Origin of the sequence: Arthrobacter sp. FW306-2-2C-D06B, from assembly GCF_021789175.1 — a bacterium.
Taxonomy (GTDB): Bacteria; Actinomycetota; Actinomycetes; order Actinomycetales; family Micrococcaceae; genus Arthrobacter.
The window spans coordinates 744585-765403 of sequence record NZ_CP084560.1 but is presented as its reverse complement, the minus strand read 5'-3'; the positions used below and the strand labels follow the sequence as shown (position 1 = coordinate 765403).

The 20819-nt window shown below is 64.5% G+C and carries 19 protein-coding genes; 8 read left to right on the top strand and 11 right to left on the bottom strand.

Annotation, left to right across the window (positions count from 1 at the left end; genetic code table 11):
* Positions 1 to 239: 239 nt before the first annotated feature.
* A complete protein-coding gene (locus LFT47_RS03740) occupies positions 240 to 545 on the top strand; it encodes a hypothetical protein (RefSeq protein ID WP_236815373.1) in 306 nt (101 codons plus the stop codon).
* A gap of 42 nt (positions 546 to 587) precedes the next feature.
* Here the strand turns inward: LFT47_RS03740 and LFT47_RS03735 are convergent, their stop codons facing one another.
* The gene (locus tag LFT47_RS03735; RefSeq protein ID WP_236815371.1) at positions 588 to 2201 is read right to left on the bottom strand and encodes a phospholipase D family protein; all 1614 of its coding nucleotides are present in this window, start codon (positions 2199 to 2201) and stop codon (positions 588 to 590) included.
* Positions 2202 to 2310: 109 nt separating this feature from the next.
* Between LFT47_RS03735 and LFT47_RS03730 the strand changes: the two genes are divergently transcribed.
* The 3 genes from LFT47_RS03730 (at position 2311) to LFT47_RS03720 (ending at position 6112) form a co-directional block, all read left to right on the top strand.
* Positions 2311 to 3168 (top strand): phosphatase PAP2 family protein, encoded by an 858-nt coding sequence (locus tag LFT47_RS03730; RefSeq protein WP_236815369.1) that lies wholly within the window; start codon positions 2311 to 2313, stop codon positions 3166 to 3168.
* A 128-nt stretch (positions 3169 to 3296) separates the two neighbouring features.
* The gene (locus LFT47_RS03725; protein WP_236815367.1) at positions 3297 to 5357 is read left to right on the top strand and encodes a phosphocholine-specific phospholipase C; all 2061 of its coding nucleotides are present in this window, start codon (positions 3297 to 3299) and stop codon (positions 5355 to 5357) included.
* A 290-nt stretch (positions 5358 to 5647) separates the two neighbouring features.
* Positions 5648 to 6112: a peptidase gene (locus tag LFT47_RS03720; protein ID WP_236815365.1), complete on the top strand. Its 465-nt coding sequence runs from the start codon at positions 5648 to 5650 to the stop codon at positions 6110 to 6112.
* On the opposite strand, the gene LFT47_RS03715 is transcribed toward LFT47_RS03720, so the two are convergent.
* From LFT47_RS03715 to LFT47_RS03675, 9 genes are all read right to left on the bottom strand, one after another.
* Positions 6068 to 6580 carry a GNAT family N-acetyltransferase gene (locus LFT47_RS03715; RefSeq protein WP_236815363.1) on the bottom strand — a complete coding sequence of 171 codons (513 nt, stop codon included), beginning with the start codon at positions 6578 to 6580 and terminating at the stop codon, positions 6068 to 6070. The two genes, LFT47_RS03720 and LFT47_RS03715, sit on opposite strands and share 45 nt — an antisense overlap.
* A 34-nt stretch (positions 6581 to 6614) precedes the next feature.
* Entirely contained in the window at positions 6615 to 7121 is a 507-nt protein-coding gene (locus tag LFT47_RS03710) for a GNAT family N-acetyltransferase (protein WP_236815361.1), read from the bottom strand.
* 340 nt (positions 7122 to 7461) lie between these two features.
* The gene (locus LFT47_RS03705) at positions 7462 to 8517 is read right to left on the bottom strand and encodes an SIS domain-containing protein (RefSeq protein WP_236815359.1); all 1056 of its coding nucleotides are present in this window, start codon (positions 8515 to 8517) and stop codon (positions 7462 to 7464) included.
* Entirely contained in the window at positions 8514 to 9293 is a 780-nt protein-coding gene (locus tag LFT47_RS03700) for an ATP-binding cassette domain-containing protein (protein ID WP_236815357.1), read from the bottom strand. Before LFT47_RS03700 ends, LFT47_RS03705 begins: the two co-directional genes overlap by 4 nt.
* Positions 9290 to 10516, bottom strand: a complete 1227-nt coding sequence (locus LFT47_RS03695) for an alanine racemase (RefSeq protein ID WP_236815355.1) — start codon at positions 10514 to 10516, stop codon at positions 9290 to 9292. The genes LFT47_RS03700 and LFT47_RS03695 overlap by 4 nt, the downstream gene beginning before the upstream one ends.
* Positions 10517 to 10524: 8 nt before the next feature.
* Positions 10525 to 11505: an ABC transporter permease gene (locus tag LFT47_RS03690; RefSeq protein ID WP_236815353.1), complete on the bottom strand. Its 981-nt coding sequence runs from the start codon at positions 11503 to 11505 to the stop codon at positions 10525 to 10527.
* A complete protein-coding gene (locus tag LFT47_RS03685; protein WP_236815352.1) occupies positions 11502 to 12473 on the bottom strand; it encodes an ROK family protein in 972 nt (323 codons plus the stop codon). The genes LFT47_RS03690 and LFT47_RS03685 overlap by 4 nt, the downstream gene beginning before the upstream one ends.
* Positions 12470 to 13480, bottom strand: coding sequence for a phosphotriesterase family protein (locus LFT47_RS03680; RefSeq protein WP_236815350.1), 1011 nt, complete (start codon positions 13478 to 13480; stop codon positions 12470 to 12472). The genes LFT47_RS03685 and LFT47_RS03680 overlap by 4 nt, the downstream gene beginning before the upstream one ends.
* Positions 13481 to 13560: 80 nt before the next feature.
* Positions 13561 to 14685 carry a substrate-binding domain-containing protein gene (locus LFT47_RS03675; RefSeq protein WP_236815348.1) on the bottom strand — a complete coding sequence of 375 codons (1125 nt, stop codon included), beginning with the start codon at positions 14683 to 14685 and terminating at the stop codon, positions 13561 to 13563.
* A 460-nt stretch (positions 14686 to 15145) separates the two neighbouring features.
* Between LFT47_RS03675 and LFT47_RS03670 the strand changes: the two genes are divergently transcribed.
* The gene (locus LFT47_RS03670; protein ID WP_236815346.1) at positions 15146 to 16324 is read left to right on the top strand and encodes an ROK family transcriptional regulator; all 1179 of its coding nucleotides are present in this window, start codon (positions 15146 to 15148) and stop codon (positions 16322 to 16324) included.
* A gap of 322 nt (positions 16325 to 16646) precedes the next feature.
* Positions 16647 to 17531, top strand: a complete 885-nt coding sequence (locus LFT47_RS03665; RefSeq protein WP_236815344.1) for an aldo/keto reductase — start codon at positions 16647 to 16649, stop codon at positions 17529 to 17531.
* 80 nt (positions 17532 to 17611) lie between these two features.
* On the opposite strand, the gene LFT47_RS03660 is transcribed toward LFT47_RS03665, so the two are convergent.
* Positions 17612 to 18370: a DeoR/GlpR family DNA-binding transcription regulator gene (locus tag LFT47_RS03660; protein ID WP_236815341.1), complete on the bottom strand. Its 759-nt coding sequence runs from the start codon at positions 18368 to 18370 to the stop codon at positions 17612 to 17614.
* 149 nt (positions 18371 to 18519) lie between these two features.
* Between LFT47_RS03660 and LFT47_RS03655 the strand changes: the two genes are divergently transcribed.
* Positions 18520 to 20022, top strand: a complete 1503-nt coding sequence (locus tag LFT47_RS03655; protein ID WP_236815339.1) for a rhamnulokinase — start codon at positions 18520 to 18522, stop codon at positions 20020 to 20022.
* Positions 20019 to 20792 carry a class II aldolase/adducin family protein gene (locus tag LFT47_RS03650; RefSeq protein WP_236815337.1) on the top strand — a complete coding sequence of 258 codons (774 nt, stop codon included), beginning with the start codon at positions 20019 to 20021 and terminating at the stop codon, positions 20790 to 20792. Before LFT47_RS03655 ends, LFT47_RS03650 begins: the two co-directional genes overlap by 4 nt.
* The last annotated feature ends 27 nt before the right edge of the window (positions 20793 to 20819 follow it).

Here is a 20819-nt window from a genome sequence, read left to right as displayed (position 1 = left end):
ATCCCGCGTTCAAAGTTCATGCCCGAACGCCCACGTCGTTCATATGAACCCAAGGGGGCAGCCAGCGGGTAGTGGGTCAAACCCTATGCCAGGATTCCCCTCAGGGCCATGGGCAAGCCGTAAGAGATGGTTCGCAATCAGTTAAGCCGCTAACGGAGGTAACTGTTGCCTGCGTCACATCGCCCGTTTAGTCTTTGTTCCGGGCCGCAGCGTCGCGGTTCCTGATCGGAAGAGGACTCATGACCGAAAAAATCCGGCTTCTCGTAAAAATGGACATCGACGGTGCCCAGGTCCGCATCACAGCCCATGGACGGCTAACCTCCCGGAGTCTCCACGCCCTCTACGTAGTCGCGAGGCGGGCCAACGCCCTCATGCAAGGTCTGGCCCTTGAAATCGACGTCAGCGGGGCCAACGTCGACCCCGCCGCCATGGAAGCGCTCCGCGGCTGCTCGCAATCCCGCCGCCTTCCGGCCCTGATCGATCCCCAACAGTCTGACGTCAACATCTCCGTCCGGTCATCCGCGGACGCTGTGATGGCCGCCTGAATCCGGCGGCTATGACGTGCTGGGCGATTCGACCAGGCTTGCCTAGAACCGGGTGGTGCCGCGCAGTCGCCGGGGACGGCCGTCCGGGTCCACGACGAAGCGGCTGATCGGATCCGCCCAAAGCCGTTGGAGGGACGACACGGGTTCCGGGGTGTGGTGTCGCACGTTTCCGGTGGGGCGGTGCGAGCGGCGCCCGGTTTCATGCCAGTTATCGAGGGCGTCGGCGCTGGTCTTCCACAGCTTTAGCCCAGCCGCCGGGTCGTGAATTCGGGGATCGTCCTGATCCAAGCCCAGGTGTTCGGCCCAGAGTTGGAGCCGGAGCCCGCGGGCCAGCGGCCCGGAAGCGTCGTGCCCGGTGTCGATGCCGGGCAGGTCCCCGTTGTCGGCAGTTGTGTCGAGCACGGCGCAGGTGAGCTCGCTGTCGGTGGTCCAGGACCGGCGGTTGAAATTGTCCGAGCCGCACGTGAACCAGGTGTCATCGATGATGCAGATTTTGGCGTGGACGTAGATCGGAGTTCCGGAGCTGTTCTCCAGGTCGAACACGCCAACCCTGTCAGGTGCGACCTGCCGCAGCATCCTGAGGGCGCGAAGCTGCCCGAGCCGACTTGCCGGCCCGACGAGAGGGCCGTCAGAGTCGGGGTAACGGGGCACGACCGCGATTACGTTGAGGTCGGGATTCCGCTCGAGGGCCGCCGCGATACCGGCTGCGACTTCTGTCGACCACAGGTACTGGTCCTCGATATAGATCAGCGAGCGGGCGCGGGCGAAGGCCTTCGCGTAGCCGCGGGCCACGCTGCGTTCCCCTTCTGGAGCGAAAGGGAACGGGGGACGTTTCACCCCGTAAGTGCGCAGCAGCTGCACGGCATGGGGGCCGGCCGCGGGTGGTGGCGGTGCAGCGGCCGGGAGGGGTTCGGGGTGCCGGGGCATGCGGGCCAGACGTTGCAGCAGCATCCGGTACGGGGTGCGTCGATCAAGTGGATGGGGGTCGTTCCACCGTTCGGCGAACACCGCCAGCACATCAGCGACCACGGGGCCGCGCAGTTCGAGCGCGGCATCGTGCCACGGGGGACGTTTCCCGTACCGGGGATCCATGGCCACCGCTTGCGGGTCTCCGGCATGGTCGGCGTCGTCCCGTCGGCTGTGGGAAAGGTCGAGCCCGCCAATGAACGCGACGTCCCGCGATGGATCGTCACGACGGCGGATGACGAACATTTTCTGGTGATGGGAACCGAACAGCCGGACACGCTGATCCAACAACACTTCTCCGCCGGCGTCGTTGATCTTGCGACTGAGAAGCTCGTTGGGACGGCCGCTCATCGGGGCCGATACCCGCTCTCCGTGGGATCTCCAGACAAGGCCGCGCACTTCCACCCCCGCGCGGGCCAACCCCGCGAGCAAGTCCCCGATTGTCGGTCCGTTGGCCAGTAGCCGCTCGTCGGCGTCGCCCCGCCAGTCGGTGAACCACACACGGTCTCCCGCTTGCAAAGCAGTCAGCTCCTCATGCAGTCGGGCAAAGTAGCTCGCTCCATGAACGAGCGGTCGCACGAGGTTGCCCACCGACCACGCCGAAGACCCGGCACCGCCCGCGTGCACCCGGGTGGCCAGATTCCCCCGCTCAGTGCGACTCAGGAACCACGTGCCAGCATCAGTCTCCACTCAGTGCTCCTTCCGGGGGGGCGAGGCCAATCCTCTGGGGTCCGGTCTTCAGACAGCCTAGAAGGTAACCTTACTGATCAAATCAATTCACGAGGTGAGGCGGAAGACAATGGGCGTTCATCCCCAAGGCACGTCGGATGACGACTCAGCGGGAGGCAAACGCGAGCTTGCCGACGACCGGTTCGTCGGTGACGCTGACCTGGCCCGGTGGAAGTCCCCCGCTGGCAGGTGGCTCGCCTCCCGCGCACAACGCCTCAGTGCCCGTCTCGGCCCGTACGGTGCGCTGATCCTGATCCTCACTGCCGGAGCCGCAGTGGCATCACTGCTGGCCTTCGCGACCGGCGGAGTGTACGAGGCCGTGACAGAAGCAGATGGCGTGTCGGCCCTGGACCACCCGGTCCTGGAGGCAGCGATGACCTTGCGCAGCCCCGCACTGGACGCCGCCGCCACGGCCTACACCGATCTGGGCGGAGGAATCGGGATGCCGATCCTGGCCGTGATTGCCACCGCCGTACTGGTCCTGCGGCGCCGCTCCTGGACGCCGGCGATCCTCATTGTGACCGCTGCGGCCGGTTCCCTCCTCATGACCATCGCCGGCAAGCAGCTCATCGGCCGAGCCCGGCCCCCGCTCAGCGACGCCGTGCCGCCCTACGAGTATTCCCCCTCGTTTCCCAGCGGACACTCGCTGAATTCGTTCGTGATCGCCGGAATCGTCGCCTACCTGGTCATCCTGCGTTGCCGCTCCCGCCGGGCCCGTGCCTGGACTGTGACCGCCGCGGCCCTCTTCGCCCTGACCATCGGCCTCAGCCGGGTGTTCCTGGGCCACCACTGGCTCACCGATGTCCTGGCTGCCTGGACGCTCGGCGCCGCCTGGCTGGTCCTGGTCATTACAGCCCATCGCCTGTACCTCACCGCCCGAAAGACTGAAAAGCTCAATCACTCCCGGACCGAGACTCCAGGCCGATAAGAGCCGGCTCCGACTTGCCCCCTCCCGCATGTTGCCCAAAGTTTGCTTTTCCTGCACTTAGCTTGTGCCTGGTGCTGGAAGAGTCGGGCGGGGGTTTTGTCAGCAAAGCCAAGCACTGGGAGTAACTCATGTCAGGTCTCAACCGTCGGCGTTTTCTTCAACTGTCAGGTGCCACCGCGGCGAGTGCCGCAATCGCGGAAATGCTCGGCGAGAGCATCGCGCGCGCCGCAACCATTCCGGCCAACCGTGCCACCGGCTCGATCAAAGACGTCGAGCACGTGATCGTCTTCATGCAGGAGAACCGGGCATTCGACCACTACTTCGGCACGCTCAAAGGCGTACGCGGGTTCGGTGACCCGCATCCGGCCATCCTCCCGAGCGGGAAGGACGCGTTCGCGCAGAACAACGGAACGCGCGACATCCTCCCTTACCACCCGACCGCGCCGAATCTCGGCATGCAGTTCATGGAAGACCTCGACCACTCGTGGAAGCTCACCCACGAGGCCTTCAACATCGGCAAGTACGACAAGTGGCTCCCCGCCAAGTCCGAGGCCTCCATGGCGTTCTATGAGCGCGGCGATGTCCCGTTCCATTTCGCCCTCGCGGACGCGTTCACGATCTGCGACCAGTACCACTGCTCGCTGCTCGGCCCCACGGACCCCAACCGCTACTACATGTTCACGGGCTGGGACGGCAACGACTACAAGGCTGGCGGTCCCGACCTGTGGAACGCCGAGGTCGGCTACTCGTGGAGCTCGTACCCCGAGGAGCTTGAGAAGGCCGGCGTGAGCTGGAAGGTGTACCAGGATGTCGGCGACGGCCTGACGGCCGCGGGCTACTGGGGCTGGACGGGCGACGCGCACATCGGCAACTACGGCGACAACTCGCTCCTATACCTCACGCAGTACCAGAACTCGAAGCCCGGCAGCCCGCTTTATGAGAAGGCGCTGACCGGCACGAACGCGAAGGCCGGCGACGACCTGTTCCGGATCTTCCGCGAGGACGTCGCGAGCGGGAAGCTCCCGCAGGTCTCCTACGTCGTGGCCCCCGAGGCGTACACCGAGCACTCGAACTGGCCGCCGAACTTCGGCGCCTGGTACACGGCGAACATCCTCAACATCCTTACCTCCAACCCGGACGTCTGGAGCAAGACGGCCGTGTTCTTCATGTACGACGAGAACGACGGCTTCTTCGACCACGTCGTCCCGCCGCACCCCAACACCCCGCAGATCCCCGGCGCATCCACGGTCTCTACCGAGGGCGAGTGGTACGACGGCCGGATGACATTCTCCGGCATCGCCGACGTCCCGGGCCACTACGGTCTCGGCGTGCGCGTGCCGATGCTCGTCGTCTCGCCCTGGAGCATGGGCGGGTGGGTCTGCTCGGAGACGTTCGACCACACCTCGATCGTGCGGTTCCTCGAGTCGCGCTTTGGCGTGAAGTCCCCCAACATTTCGCCATGGCGCCGCGCAGTGTGTGGGGACCTCACCAGCGCGTTCGACTTCTCGGCGCACGCTGGCGTGGCGCCGGCCCTGCCCGACACCTCGGCATTCAAGCCCGCGGACCACAATCGGCACCCGAGCTACGTGCCGACGCCTCCCGCAGCCAATTCGATGCCGGCCCAGGAAAAAGGCACGCGCCCGTCGCGCCCCCTCGGGTACGCGCTCGACGTCGCAGTCTCGGTGGCGGGCGGCAAGCTCTCCGCGCACTGGTCGAACGCCGGGGCGCTCGGCGCACACGTGCAGGTCCGCTCGAATCTCCTGCCGGCGGGACCGTACTCGTACACGGTCGGCGCGGGCACGGCCCTCGACGCGTCGTGGGCGCTTGGCGCCGAGTATGACGTGCAAATGCACGGCCCGGCGGGCTGGTACCGCCGTTACGCGGGCACGACGGCGGCCGCGGACATCCGCGCGACCGTCACCCGGGACGGTGTGTCCGGCCACGCGCAGTTCCGGATCGAGAACGCTGGCCCGGCGCCGGCCGCCCTCACGCTCACGGACGCATACGGCGCCGGGTCGCAGGCCCTCGCGCTCAACCCGGGCCAGGCCAAGACCGTAGTGATCCCGACGCAAGGCGGCTGGTACGACCTCAAGCTCACCGCCGCGGCGGATACGAAGCTCATGCGGGTCCTCGCTGGGCGCCTCGACGACGGCCGGGCGCTCACGTCCGACCCCCAGCTGGGCCGATAACGGACGGTCGCCCGCCGTCGCGCCGCGACATCAACACCCCCCGCGCAGAGCTACAACACCGCGGCGAACCACCACGGCGTCACCCACCCGAGACGGCCTGCCCGCACATCCCGTGCGGGCAGGCCGTCCGGCTATCAGGCGAGGCGCCGTATCGCGAAGGCGAGCCGGACTGCCATTTAGCCCGCAAGTAGGAATGTGAAATAATCTGCATATAGATGCATATAAGCAAGTGCGCGGCTCACTCGAAGTCAAAGCCGGGACCGCACATCACCATAGATCGGAACCAGCACATGAAGTCCGCGACAACGGGACAAGGCATGCTCGCCCGGATTCCCGGTCACGGCAGCTTTTTCGTGAGTGGGACCGCCGTCGAAATGATCGATGTTTTCGGCGGACTGCTGCATTGCTACCAAGGAAACGGCGGCTGCCGAAAGCAAGGGCTCTACTTCTCGCGGACGGAGCCGAAAAAGCCCCTTGAATGCGTTTTGTACCTTCCCGGCCGCGAAGGAGCAAGCGCCGGAGCGGACTCACCGGGCGAAGAGACGATCACGGTCAGCGTCAGCCATGACCTGGCCCCCAAGCTTGACGGGGCCGTTCTGGACTTCGGAACCTTCAACAAAATGGAACGCTTCGTATGGCTGAAATTGCCGTCGGTCAAAGGCCCATCCTGCACTTGCCTTCGATCAATCGGGGCCTCGGCAGGGAAGCGCTCACCCTGCCTCGATGTTCGAGGCCTTGGACTCAGTGACCTCTGACGGGTCCCACTCTTCTCGGGACGCCGCGAAGAGAATGAGCTCAGACCGGCCGTCGTCGGCGGTCACTCCGCGAATCTCCGAGAATCGGGCGACCGGCCGGAAGCCGAGCGCATCGTGCATTCTGATGGATGCCTTGTTGTGTTCGTTTGCGAAGTAGTGGGCGATCGACGCTCGGGACCAGATCCATTCCAACCTCGCCAGGGTGAGGGCAGAACCGACCCCTCGCCGTCGAAACCCCGGGGCGACCACCACTCCCCCGAGATAGTGTCCTGCGGGCGAGCGGCCTTCCGGGTCCGAGTGGAAATGCGTCTTGGCCACGCCGATGACCTCGCCATCTGCTACGGCCGCTAAAACGACTCGGTCGCTCCTCGGGGCGATCATGTCGCTTGTCCAGCGTTTTCGCTCGCTGGCGTCACAGACTACATTCAGCGGTCCCAAGTCATCGAGGGTGCATTCACGAATCTGCATGGCGATAGCGTACTTGGCGAGCCCGTGTACGGTTCTAGTCGTGAAGGACCACTTGGTAGAGATTGTGGTCCTGCCATTTTCCGGCAATCTGCAGGTATCGCGGCGCCATGCCGATCTGCTGAAACCCGGCCTTGAGCAGCACGCGCTGCGAGGCAGCGTTGTGCAGAAGGGTGCTCGCCTCGATGCGGTGCAGTCCGAGTTCGTCGCGCGCCATTTCGACTATCGCCTGGACTGCCCCCGACGCCAGTCCGCGGCCTGCGTAGGCGCCGTCCACCCAGTAACCCAGGCCCGCGCTCTGGAAGGGACCGCGGACGATTCCTGGCATGTTGAAGCGGCCGACGAGTCGATCGCCGTCGAACAGCCCGAGCGGATACGCCTCCCCTGCCTCTTGCGCGACAAGGCGGTTGGCAATGTCCGAGGACTGCCAATCTACGGTGTAGTACTCCTCGGGCCGCATTGGCTCCCAGGGTGAAAGGTAGTCACGGTTGCGCACATATGCGGCTGCGAGCGCAACGGCATCACTTATACGCAGCGCTCGCATGCTGACGCTTTCACTAAGTTGGCGCGGTTCAATCATCGGTCAACATTAGACCAGATCGCCGTTTCGGCCGCTCCCCGATTATGCGATAGTTTGCCGTAAGAAAGGGGAAGCATCCGCGGCGGGGGAAACGCAATGACCCACATCTTTGGACACAACTCGGCTCGGGCTCCAGTCGATGTTCCTGCCGACGTGCCCGCGTGAAGGCCGACGCTCTTCGGGAGCCGCTGATGGCAGCGGCCGCTGACCGGTGGCTCAGCGCCTCCGACTTAGTCGCCCTCGCAAGGGGCAGTGGCGACGATCAACCGGGGCGTCCGGGCGGGCCCGGGGCATCGCGCACGGATTAGTGAGTCTTGGTGACTTTGGCAAGACCCACTGGATTGTCTGGGTCCAGTCCGCGGCGTAGTGCCAGTTCCAGGGCCAGTCTCTGCAGCGGGAGAATGTCGACGAGCGGCGACAGTTCGGTCGCCACGGTGTCGCTCGGCACCCGGACCTGGGCGTCCGCGATTGTCCGGCCGCCCAGCTCAGCGACGAGCCCGCCGAGCCGGGTGGCCGCTTCGGCGAAGGAGATGACGGAGTCGCGGCCTGCGTCGCCGCGCGTCAACGCGATGATGCCCGTACCAGGCACGATCTGCCCGAGCGGGCCGTGGGTCGCATCGGCGGCGCTCCAGCCCGAGGCGGCGATCGCATTCGTCTCCATGAGCTTGAGGGCGCCCTCCTTCGCGGTAGCCATCCCGTAGCCTCGGCCGACGATGAGGATGCGTTCGCGACCCTCGAAAGCATCGACCAACTCGTCGACAGGCTGTTCAAGGACTGCGATCGCTTCCTCCACTGTCGCACGGACGCGAGTTCCAATGTCGTCCCAATCGAGGCCAGCGACGCGGAACACCACGAGTGCGATGGCCAGGAGCTCCGCGGTGTATGTCTTGGTCGCGGCAACTGAGAGTTCCGGCCCGGCTGCGAGCGGAATATGAACGCGGCCGAGTGCGGCGAGGGCGCTCCGGGAGTCGTTGGTGATCGCGACGATGGGCACGCCCGTTTCGGCAATGGATTCGGCGGTCGCGAGCAGGTCCGGGGACTGGCCGGATTGGGATACGGCGAGGGCGACAGCCGAGGGGTAGCGGAGGCTGGTGTCGAACGCGGTCACCGTTGCCGGGGTCGCCAGCATGGCCGGGATGTGAAGAAGGTTGTGGACGAGGTATTGGCCGTACATCGCGGCATGATCGCTTGACCCTCGTGCCACGAAGACGATCAATTCCGGTTGGGTTTCACGGATCAGGTCGGCGGCGGCGTCGATGGCGGGCCGCTGGTCATCAAGAAGGTCGATCCAGCGGCTGGGCTGCTCGGCGATCTCCGCCCGCATTAGTGCCCCGGGCCCGTCGATGATCGCCGCGCTCACGAGGCGAGCCCCGTGATCATCGAGACCAGCTCATTGTGGGACGTGTCGGCAACACGCCGGGTTTCTACCTGTGTCCCACGTCGGAGGACGGTGACCCGGTCGGCGATGCGGAAGACCTGCTCCATGTTGTGGCTGACGACGAGTACGGCGGCGCCGCGCTCCTTGAGTTTGAGGATGGTCTCCTCGACCTTCGCAGTCTCGGCCACCCCCAAGGCCGCCGTCGGTTCATCCATCAGTACAAGGCTGCTGGCCCAATGGGTGGCGCGCGCGATGGCTATACCCTGTCGTTGGCCGCCCGAAAGGTCGCTGAGTGTCGACTTCGCAGAGGGGATGCGCACATCCAGCTCATCGACGAGTGCCTGTGTGCGCGTTGCCATCTCCTTCCGATCGAGCGTGCCGAACGGCGCCTTGCGCAGTTCGCGGCCGAGGAACAGGTTCATGTACACCGGCTGGAGGTCGACAAGTGCGAGATCCTGGTAGACGACTTCGACGCCCTTCGTGCGCGCATCGGAGGCGTCGCGAAAGATGGTGCGTTCCCCGTTCAACCAGATCTCCCCGTCGGTGGGCTGGTAGAGGCCGGAGATGATCTTGACGAGCGTCGATTTTCCGGCACCGTTGTCGCCGACAAGGGCGACGATCTCGCCGGGCTCGATCTCAAGGTCGAACCGCTTGATGGCGACGATGCCGCCGAAGTGCTTGCTGATGCCCTCGAGCCGGAGCGGTTTGACCGTTCCGTCGTTGGGTTTCGGCGTGGATGTGGGGTCTGCGATGATCATGCTGTCCTCCTGGGTGCAGCGAGGGTGTCAGAGATGGTGAGGGGTGCTGAGCCGTCGGAAGACCAGATACCGGCGACCGTCGGCGTTCCGGTGGAGAGACCCGCAATGCCGGCGGTGAGGGCGCGGGTGACGAACACTTGGGGGCGGAACCCGAATAGCACGGTGTCGCCTGGTTGTGCGCGGTGGTCGCCGAGGGGAACGGTGGCGTAATAGTCGATCGCGTCGGCTGCCGGCATGTCCACCCGTAGCTCAGGCGCGGTGACCGCGTTGGTATCCGGCGCCACAAGGAGGGCCGTGGTCGTCGAACCGCCGAGCACCGGGTCGACGTAGAGGCCACCGCCGAAGACGTAGGCGTCACCGTTCCAGAGGTGGGAGACCTCGGAGACATAGGCGATGGCGGGTTCCTCCACGAGGTCCTGCACCGCGTGGATCGGAGTGGTGCCCGTCAGGCCGTGTCCCGGTTCCACCTGGGTGGCGCCGGCTTCGGCGAGCGCGGCCAAGATGGAGACGGAGGTCGTTCCTGGCGCGTTCACCTGCACATCCCGGCGGCCCGCTCGTTCCAGTGCCCGCAAAGCCGTGGTGAGCGTGGCGAGGTTCGGAGTGGAGCGAGCGGCACCCGTTGTGGCGTCGAAGAGCGTTGCGGGGAAGGTGGTGATGCCAGCGAACCGAACGCCCCCAATGGCGTCGATCCGGTCGGCAGCGCCCACGACGTCGGTTGCGTTGAACCCGCCCTCGTGTCCGCGATAGAACCGATCGCCAGGGGCCTGGATACGCAACAGGACGTCTTGGACCCGGCCGCGCGCCATAGCGGCCGCGCCGGCCTCGGCTGCCTTCGTTTCCGAGAAAACCGTCCAGTAGAGCGGTTCGAGTGCGGCGGCCTCGGCGGCGCGATGTTTGGGAATCTGGACGAGGTGGCCCAGATGGCCGATCCGGAGGCCTCCGGTCGCAGCGGCGATCGCGCACTCGAGGTCCACCCCGACCGCTTTGTCGATGCCGCCGGCGGCGATTGCCCGGGAGGCGTCCGGGTTGCGCCCGATCTGTTTCGTCATGGCGAAGGGCGTCAGGGAGAGTCGGCTGGCTTCGGCCGAGATGGCGGCCGCGTTTCGGGTCACCGCATCGAGGTCGATCACATAGGAGTTGGCCGGGATCTGACCGTTCTGGTGGAACCGGGCGGCCGCTTGCAGAAGCGCCGGGTTGCGGCGGCGAAGGAGGTCTACGAACATCGGTGGGCCTAACTGTTCTTCTTGGCGCGGAGCGAGAGGGAGACGGCGGCGAGGATGATGATGCCGCGCACGATTAACTGCTGTGCCACGTTGAGGCCGCCCAGGAGCAGACCGTAGTTGATCATGCTCATGAACAGGCTGCCGACAAGGGCTCCGATGATGGAGCCCTTGCCTCCGGTGAGGGAGGTGCCCCCGACGATGACCGCGGCGAGCACACTCATCAAGTCGGAGCTGCCGAGCGTGTACGTCGCGCCGGCAAGACGACCAGCGTAGAGGAGGCCGGCCAGGGCCGCCGCCATGCCGCTCACGATGAAGACGATCATTTTCACGCGGTTCACTCGGATGCCGCTCACCGCCGCTGCCGACGATTTGTTGCCCACTGCGAGCACGTGCGCGCCGAACGAGCGCTGACGGAGCACGTGCCACCCGATGGCGACGATCGCGACTGTCCACCAGATCAGAATGGGGATCCCGAGAAGCGTTCCGCCGCCGAACAGCCAACCGAAGGCGCTGTTCGTGACCGGAACCGATTGCAGGTTGGTCGCCTGCTGGGCGAGCCCGGCCACCAGGCCCATCGTGGCCAGAGTGACCAGGAAGGATGGCAGACGCACCAGAGTGATAAAGATCCCGTTGACCGCGCCGACCCCAGCGCCGATGGCGAGTCCGGCCAACGCGGCCAACCACCATTGGTGGGTCGCCTGCAGCGTCACGGCCGAACCGAGGGACGCGAGTGCGACGGTGGAACCGATGGAGAGGTCGATTTCGCCAACGCTCAAGACGAACACCGCGCCGACCGCCATCACTGTGATGGGCGCGGCCTGGGTGATGATGTTGACGAGGGTCGTGGTGTTGAGGAAGTTGCCGGCCTGGGTGATGGCGAAGTAAGCGAACACGACTACGAAGCCGATGTAGACGACATACTGCCTCCAATCGATGTGCCGGAAGACGGAGCTGCCCGTCCCTGTCTTGACGTGGGTCGTGATGGTCATGATGCTTCTCTTTCCTGTGGCTGGAGGGCCTTGTCGATGGCCAGGCGCACGGCGCCGGCGATGGGGGCGCGGGGGCCGAGCCGGCTGATAACGACCTCAAGGTCGCCTCGGCCGAGGCGCGTCATCCACGCGCGGATGGGCGCGAGGAGTTCGATGCGGGTGCCGATTCCCCCGCCGAGGACGAAGAGTCCCGGGTTCACGACAGCGTCGACCGCGACGAGGGCAAAGGCGATCCACTTCGCCTCCTCGTCGAGCGAGGCGGCCGCACGCGGGTCCCCGCGCCCGGCCCGATCGAAGACCTCGACGGCGTCGGGAGTGGCTTCGGGGGCGGCTGCGTCGGAGGACGCCCCGTACCGACGGCCGATGGCGTCGCCCGCGACCACCTCTTCAAGCGGACCGCGACGGTGGCTGTCGGGGTTGAGCGGGTCGGCACCGAACGGCAAGTATCCAATCTCCCCGGCGCCGCCGCTCGCTCCGGCCCACAGCCGACGGTCGAGGATGAGACCGACGCCGATGCCGGTGCCGACCGATACGAACGCGAAGCTGTCGTACGCGAGGCCGACGCCTTCGTGCAGTTCGCCGAGAGCCGCGACGTTGACATCGTTCTCCAAGACCACCGGATGCCCCAGCGCCTCCTCGAGGTCGGCTGCCAGGCTGAACCCATTGAGCTCGCCGAGATTCGGTGCGCGCTCGAATCGGCCCGAGTCGTCGTCGGGAACGCCCGCTCCTCCTACCGCTGTGGCGACGACTGCCGATACATCGGCCCCGACAGCCGAGGCCAGGGCAGCCACCAATGCGGACAACTGCGGAACGAGATCGGGCCCGGCATCCGGAGCGGTGGGTTCGGTCATCTGGAACAGGACCCGGCCGTCGAGGCCCGCGATGCCGGCACGCACCTTGGTTCCGCCAAGGTCGACACCGACGACGAACCGCGAAACCGGAACGGAGGAATCCTGGAGAATGTTCACAGCACCTCCAGCACTCTTGCGGGGTTGGCACTGAGGAGCCGTTCGCAGTCCGCGTCCGAGACTCCCCGTGCGCGGAGCTCGGGAACGAAGACAGCGCCGAGGTAGGAGTAGCCGTGGATCCCGTGGGTTTTCGGGTTCATCCAGACTTCGGCTCCAGTGAGGTCTTGGGCGAGCAGGATGCGGTCGGTGTATCCGAGTGAGACCAGCCACGCGACAAGGTCGGCGCGTCCGGCGTCAGACCGGTGGAAGGCGTGCTTGTCGAACTCGCCGTCCGGGCGGGGGTCGGGGGCCGGACCAAGGAAGAAATCCCAGCTCTCCTTGCCGATCGTGTCGATGGCGATGCGGGGCCCGGCATCCAGGACGCGGCGTACGAATTCGGGGCTCAGCTGGGTGTCCATGTGGCCGATGACCACTCGGTCCAGGTCAACGCCTTCGGACCTGAGTATCTCGAGCTGCTCGAACGCCATGGTGCCGTGGGTGGTGTGGGTCATGATCGCGAGCCCGGTCTCTCGTTGAGCGCGGGCGACGGCGCGGAGGCACTTCTCCTCGTACTCGGTGATCTCCCCCAGGCTTGTCGCCTGTTCGCCGAAGATGCCTGCACGGATGCCCGAATCGCCAATACCGTGGACCACATCACGGATCAGGCGCTCGGCGAGGACGCCGGCGTCGGCGTCCTGCGCCCATTCGGGAGAGTAGGACTCAAGGTAGAACGCGGTTCCGGAGACGATGTGCAGGCCCGTCTTGCGCGAGATCTCGGCGAGCAGTGCAGCGTTGTCGCCATTGTCGTCACGACCGACGACACCGTAAGGGCTGAGGTCGACGACAGTCCCGAATCCGAACTCTCGGAGCGACCCGAGAGCCTCCACCGCCCGATCGACGGCGTCGTCCCGCAGCCCGCCGGTGAGCCAGGGTCCCGGGGTCAGCGAGAGGAGGTGTTCGTGTGGCATGACCCTGCCGAGGTCATCGGTCGAAACCGTACCGAGAACGGTTGTGACTTGCCCTGACATCGATGTCTCCTTCGTGGTGCTTGGTGCTTGGGGTACGGGGCGGGCGGGGCGGGAGGTCGTCCGCCCCGTTCGGTCCGAGGTCAGCCACCGGTGATGCTCGACGGCGGCTGGGTGCCATAGTCGGACAGCCATCCCTTGTCGAGGTCTGCCTTGGTGACCTTAGTCGGGTCAGAGGCGACCAACGCCGGCGCGGTCTTGCCGAGGACGCCGTATGCTCCGGCCAAGGCGAGACCCTTGCCGATTCCGAGGGATCCGTTTCCGACCATTCCGGCCACGTTCGTTCCGGAGGCCATCGAGGCCGCAAGGGTGGTGTCCAGGTCGTTCGTGACCACCTGGATGTCGTTCCGCCCGGCCGCCTTGATCGCGGCCACGACGCCCTGCGCGGCCGTCGCCCACGACACGTAGATGCCCTTGATATTCGGGTTCTTCGCGATCATAGCGGCCGCGATCGTCTGGGTGGCCGTCTCATCGGCGAAGCCTTCGGAGTCAACGATCTTCATGTCGGGGTATTCGTACGCCAGCCAATCCTTGAACGACTTGTCCCTCTGGTTCGTGAACCAGAAGTTGGCGTTGTACGAGATATAGCCCACCTCACCTGTCTTGCCGAGGGCGTCGCCCAGGATCTCGGCGTTGGCTCGTCCTGCCTGGGCCAGGTTCTCCGTCACGATGGACACAAAGTCCTTGCCGGCCTGGTATCCGGCGGGGGGCGTGGTCATGATGACGAGCTTCGTTCCCGCGGCGACGGCGGGCTTGAACGCCTCGGCGGCGGAGGTCGGGTCGACCGCGATGGTAACGATGATGTTCGGGTGCAGCGCGAGGACTGTCTGAACGTTGTTGGCCTGGGTAGCGGCGTTGAAGTTGGCCTGTGTGCTCGCGACGACGTCGATCCCGAGGTTCTTGAACTCCTCACGCGCGCCCTTCTCGACGGCGGTCACGAAGTCCGAGGACGTGTGCCAGACGAAGGCGGCGGTGTACTTGCCGCCCTTCACCTTCGCCTGCTCGTCACTCGTCAGCGAAAGCTCCGAGAGGGCACCGGGCTTCTCTCCGTTCGGACCTGCGAACTCCAGGCTGGGCTTGGCTGCGGGCCCGGACGAAGCGGCCGTGCCGCCGCCTCCGCCGGAGCAGCCAGCGAGGGCGAGCGTGATCGCGAGTGCGCCGACTGCGGCACGAAGGCCGAACCGTCGGACCGTGGGTGCTGTGCTCATGGGGGTCTACCTTCCGTGACCGGGTGGGATGCCAGTTCCGGTGACAGGTAGCGGCTGGCCCGTGGCCCTGTCATCTTCGACTGTGCGTAATCCATTTTGATTTCAGTGCGCAAGTAAAGTCAACCCCCTCGATTATAACGAATAGGTCTCGGAGGCATCGTGGGCGAGGCGTGGGCGAGGCGTGGGGCACCTTCCACCCTGCACCTTCGCCCCGTTCGCGAATCGCACCGAAGGTCTAAGCGGCGTCGTCGCCCGACTGTTCAGTCCCGTAAACTCAGGGCTATGGGTCATAGCCGGTCACGTGGGACGAGGCCAACCATGCAGCCACCCCTACTGGAGCACCCCGCCCGGTGAATGTGATCGCGAATGAACCGGCCAGTAAACCGACCCCCGAGATGACTGGATCGCCACGGCGATTTAGGTTAACTTTGAATTCACACTGATTTCAAAAGGAGGCCTGATGGTTCAAGACACTAGAGAGCTGAACCGCAAGGCGGTCTTGACGGCCCTAATGATGTCGCGACCTGCCAGCCGCAAATGGATTGCCGAAGCATCAGGCATCTCCGCGGCGACAGTCACCCGTGCGGTCGACCAGCTGATCGCTGAAGGAATCGTCACCGAGACTGCCGAGATCATCTCCGAATCCCGCGGACGTCGGGCCGTCGAGCTAGACGTGGTGCCCAATCGCAGTTTCGTCGTCGGCGTGGACCTCGGAGCGTCCAACGTGCGTCTCGTCGTCGCCGACCTGCTTGCTCGTCCGCTCCTTGCCCTCGAGATCGCGACGCCAACTGCGACGACTGCGCGCGAGCTCGCTCATTGGTTGGCCTCCACCGCGCGCACATCGGCCGGAGACGTCTGGGATCGGGTCGAACACCTCTGCGTTGGCCTGCCGGGGGCTGTGAGTCAGCAGAAGCGCACGATTTCCAACGCACCCAACTTGGCCCAGATCGAGGCGCCAACGTTCCTGGACGAAGTCGAGAAGGCGATGGGCAGGCCGGTCGGCTTCGACAACGACGCCAACTATGCGCTCCTCGGTGAACAGCATTTCGGCGCGGCACGTTCCGCGTCCAACGCTGCAATGGTCACGATCGGTTCCGGTCTCGGCGCCGGGCTGGCGATCGATGGCCGAATCCTTCAGGGCGACCACGGACTAATCGGTGAATTCGGGCAGCTACCCGTCGGACCCCTTGGGACTCGCCTTGAGCACATGGTCACCGGCGCCGGGATCATCCGGCGTGCCGCCGAGGCGGGCATCGATCTCGCCGCCCCTAGCCAGCTCTTCGCTAGCGATGCGGGCCCTGCACTGAAGGCATTGCGCGCCCATTTCGATCAAGCTCTTCTGATCGTTCTCACGGCCACAACGGTTTCATGCGATCCGCAGACGATCGTCCTCGGCGGCGGCATCGCGAACTCCCTCGCGTCGACACTCGACCGCTACCAGGCGGCTCTAGAGCAGAATCTCCGCGCGTCTCCCCGGCTCGCTGCTGCCGAGTTGGGCGACTTCTCGGGTGCCGTCGGCGCCGTGGTCGCCGCACTGCACAGGGTGTACGCGGATCTCGGCATAGAAGAGGAAGCCTTCGTCAGGCTTCCCGGCGGCGACGCGCTGACTCACGAGCGGGTACAAGCCGCGAGAGGTTGACGAGGCCTATCCGGGTGCCTCGAGAAGGCCGGGCGGCCACGACGCCTGTGTCGGCACTGGCAGGTGGCTGGTGCCGACAGGCGCCTACTGCCAACGGGGGGTGGATTGTAAAAAAGAAATTCTCGGCTCCAGATGCCGAGGCTAGGAAAGCTCACAAAACCGTTTGAAGGGTTGCACGAGGGTAAAGATGAGAAGACGAATGCTTGGCCGTGCGGGCCTGTCGGCGTCATCAGTGGGCATCAACCTTAGCCCGGTGGATGTGTGCACTGGACAGCCGGATTGCGGGCCCGGTTTCGAAGCCGCCTTGGAGACCATCCGGAGGGTGTTGGAAGGACCCTTCAACTTCATCGATGCGAGTGGTGAATCCTGGCAAGGGGCCGAGCGAGAACGGTGTATTGGGAGGGCCATTTCCGAAGCAGGCGGCTTGCCCGATGGATTTGTCCTGACGCGTAGCGTGGGACCCGCCTTAGCGCTCGACTTCTCGGGGGACGGTATTGTGCGCGCCGTGGAAGAGAGCCTTCAGCGCCTTGGCCTCGACCTTCTCCCGCTCGTCTTGCTGCGTAATCCCGAAGAGTCCAGCTTTGAATCAGCAACGACGCGTAGCGGCCCTCTTGCAACGCTCGTTGGGTTGCGGGATCAGGGCTTGATCAATCATCTTGGTATTGCGGGCGGTCCGATAGATCTCCAACTGAAGTACCTGCAAACTGATGCGTTCGACGCGGTGATCAGCCACGTTCCGTATAGTCTGCTGGATCGGGCAGCCGAGCCGCTGATCCAGAATGCCGTCTCCCGGGAGGTGGCGTTCGTAAATGCCGCGCCATTCACCGGCAGATTACTTCTGGATGGCGCGGGAAGGTCTACCCAGGGCACGAACCGGGAGAGGGGGCCGGCACGACTGGAACGGAGCGACAAGATGCGGTTGATCTGTGCGGCGTATGGCATCCCCTTGGCGGCAGCTGCCCTGCAGTTCTCGACGCTTGATCCACGGGTTGCCTCAACGATCGTTGGCGCCAGCACCCCGTCGCAAGCCGATTTTGTCACGGATCTTGCGCAGTGGAGGATCCCCTCTGGGGTCTGGGACGACCTGCTTGATCTGGTGGAGGAATCTGAACCGGCAATAAGTTGCCGTGATGATGTCATTCCGACCACGGATCCACTGCCTTGCGAAGATCAGGGTGTGAGCTTCCCTGCCGCAGTCTCTCCCTGAACTTGGGAAACTGCCTCCTCGTGGGCTTGTCGACCGATATCGGACCGAACATGCCGCGCGGGAGGAGCCTTGTGCCTGCTTCAGAGGATGTCAGTTACGTCTCGGAAAGGGTCCAGTTTCGGGTCTTTGGGATCGAGTTCCGTAACGAGCAAATCGATCCTGCTCATTGGAAGGGCGCGGGCGACGGACCGCGTGCCGAGCTTCGATGAGTCCGTGGCTATGACGACGAATTGGGACGCGTCCGCCATCGCCTTTTTGACTTCAACCTGAGCCATTGTGGGCTCGCTGGTGCCGATGACCGGGTCGATGCAACTCGTCGAGAGAACACACGTATTCAGCAGGAAACTGGACAACGAAGCCACAGCCAACGGCCCGACGAGGCTGGCGTTTTGCTCCTCGGATTCCCCTCCGGTGAGGTACGCGCGTATCCCCGGCCGATGTTGAAGGGCCGTGAAGGTGGCAAGTCCGTTAGTGATCACCGAGAGTTGTTCGACGTCCTTTAGTGCGCTTGCGAGCTGAAAGACCGTCGTTGATGCGTCGAAACCAATGGCCTGGTTTGACTTGATCAGAGGCACAAGCTTCTCGGCAATACGTCGTTTTGCAGCAAAATGCCGACCTTGGCGTTGATGAAAATCCTCGGTGCCGACGTAGACCGCACCTCCCCGGACTCGCCGGGCGATCCCTTCCTGTTCCAGGAAATCGAGATCGCGGCGAACGGTCATGGGGTGCACTTCGAGTTTTTCGGAGGCGGCGGCCAAATCGACCGTGCCTTCCTCGCGAAGAATCACTCTGAGCATTTCTCGGCGTTCTTCCGTGGCTGCAGAGCCGCTTAGCGTCATGTCTTCCCCTCGCTTGTTATGACCGTAATCCTAGCCGACATTTGTTAGTTCATGTTTGAATGCCTTGCGGATCGTGAAATTCATTGCTAAATTTCACAACATGTACCACGAGGTGCATCACCGTCTTTCAGTGTCGAGAGTGAGGATCCATGCCTGCTTATATAGCGGTTGACCTTGGAGCAACGAGCGGGCGGGTCTGTTGCGGCATCATCGAAGATACCCAGATCGAACTGAAAGAAGTAACAAGATTTAGCAACGACCCGGTCCTGATCGCGGGCGTTTTGGAGTGGGACACTACCGGTCTGTTCCAAAAGACGCTCGGCGGTCTTCGCGCCGCCGTCACGTCACTGCGCGAACGGGGCCATTCAGCCAGTGGCGTGGGCATCGACAGCTGGGGTGTCGACTACGGCATCGTCCGCCCTGGGGGACTTGACTTCCCGTCTGCGCGCCACTACCGCTCGGCTCCGTCCGAGAGCGTTGAACGGCTCCGCCGGCGGATTCCGGCCCGGGTCGGATATGGCATCACAGGCATCAATCCGCTCCCCATCAATACCCTCTACCAGTTGTCGGATGCCGCCGAGCGAGGTGAACTGACGGGCGGGGAGAAAGCCCTACTGATCCCGGATCTGTGGGTGCACGGCCTCACGGGCACTTTCGGGGCGGAGCGATCAATAGCGTCGACCACCGAACTCGTGGACGTAACTACCGGTGACTGGTCTCCGCAACTGGCCTCACGGGCCGGTATTCCACTCTCTGCCTTGCCGCAGTTGTGCGATACCGGGACACTCGCCGGGGAAATTCTTCCCGCCGTCCGCGACGCCATCTCAGCGGACGAGCCGCTGACGGTGTACCGCGTCGCCGAACATGACACCGCGTCGGCCGTGCTGGCGTTACCCGCCGAAGAACCCTATGCGTTCATCTCGTGCGGCACGTGGTCGCTCGTGGGACTCGAACTGGACCGGCCGGTACTTACCGAGGATGCACGATCAGCAGATTTCACGAATGAGCAAGGCGCCTACGGCACGACACTTTTCATGAGGAATCTGGCAGGTCTATGGCTGCTCGAGGAATGTGTCCGGCAATGGAACGGAAACGATCGAAGCCGCTTCACAATTCCGGATCTCCTCCAGGCAGCCCAGGGTGTGCCGGCCCGTCAATTTGTCATCGACGTCAGCGACCCTGCCTTCCTGGAGCCTGGCGACCTTCCCGCACGAATTGCGGGCTATTGCCGACAAAGCGGTCAGACGGTTCCCGAAAGTCATGCCGAAATGACCAGATGCATCGTGGACAGTCTGGCGCTGGCATACCGGGCTGCGATCACCACGGCCCGCGAGATCAGCGGGGAACCCGTCGAGGTGATCCACATGATCGGCGGAGGTGCCAGAAACTCGCTGTTGTGCCAACTGACCGCCGATGCGTGCCAGCGCCCCGTTCTGGCCGGTCCCGCCGAAGCCACGTCCATGGGCAATCTCCTGGTCCAAGCCATCTCGACGGGTGCCGTCGAAAACGTGGCCCACGCCCGCAAGATCGTTCGGGCCAGCACCGAACCGCTGCGGTACAACCCGACCTCCAACAAGTCCTCATTGCTTGCCTGGCAGACAGCCGGGCAAAAGCTGCACCACCTCCAAGCCGCGCGAAAGGAACAGTCGTGAGCCATAAAATAGCCGACGACATTGTCAGGCTCTGCCGAACCCTCGGGGAACCCGGGCGGGACCTAGTGATCCTTGCCGAAGGAAACGTCTCCGGGCGAGCCACGCCGGAGACAATGTTTGTCAAGGCGTCAGGGTCCAACATGGCGACGGCCGCCCGAAAAGACTTAGTTGAGGTCCGGCTGGCCCCGCTTCTGGCCCTCCTGGACGATGACACGGCCGACGATGAAACCGTTGCCCGCGTGCTGATGGAAAGCCTCGTCGATTCCGAAGACAAGAGGCCATCCGTTGAGGCATTGCTCCACGCTGTCTGCCAAGAATACGGTGGGACGCCGGTTGTCGCTCACACCCATCCCGTCAGCGTCAATGCGTTGCTGTGTTCCGACCAAGCCACGGAGCTCGTCTCAGGAACCCTCTTTCCCGATCAGGTGGTGGTCCTGGGCAAGCACCAGCTGCTCATTCCCTACACGGACCCGGGGCTCCAACTGGCCCGCATCGCACGCCTCGAGCTTCAGCACCATATCGCCGCGTTCGGCGGTCCTCCGAAGGCTCTTTACCTTGTCAATCATGGAATGTTTGCCTTGGGGCAGTCTGCCACGGAGGCTCTGCAGATCACAGAAATGGCTGTGAAATGCGCCCGTATCATCGGTGGCGCCCTTTCCATCGGCAACACCACACACCTGTCCGAACCAGACGCCGAGCGCATTGACTCGCGTCCGGACGAACACCTCCGCCGCAAGGAGCTTCTCAGTCCCGGCGGTCCACACCAGTGAACCCAGTGCCGCCCCGGTTCATTCTGA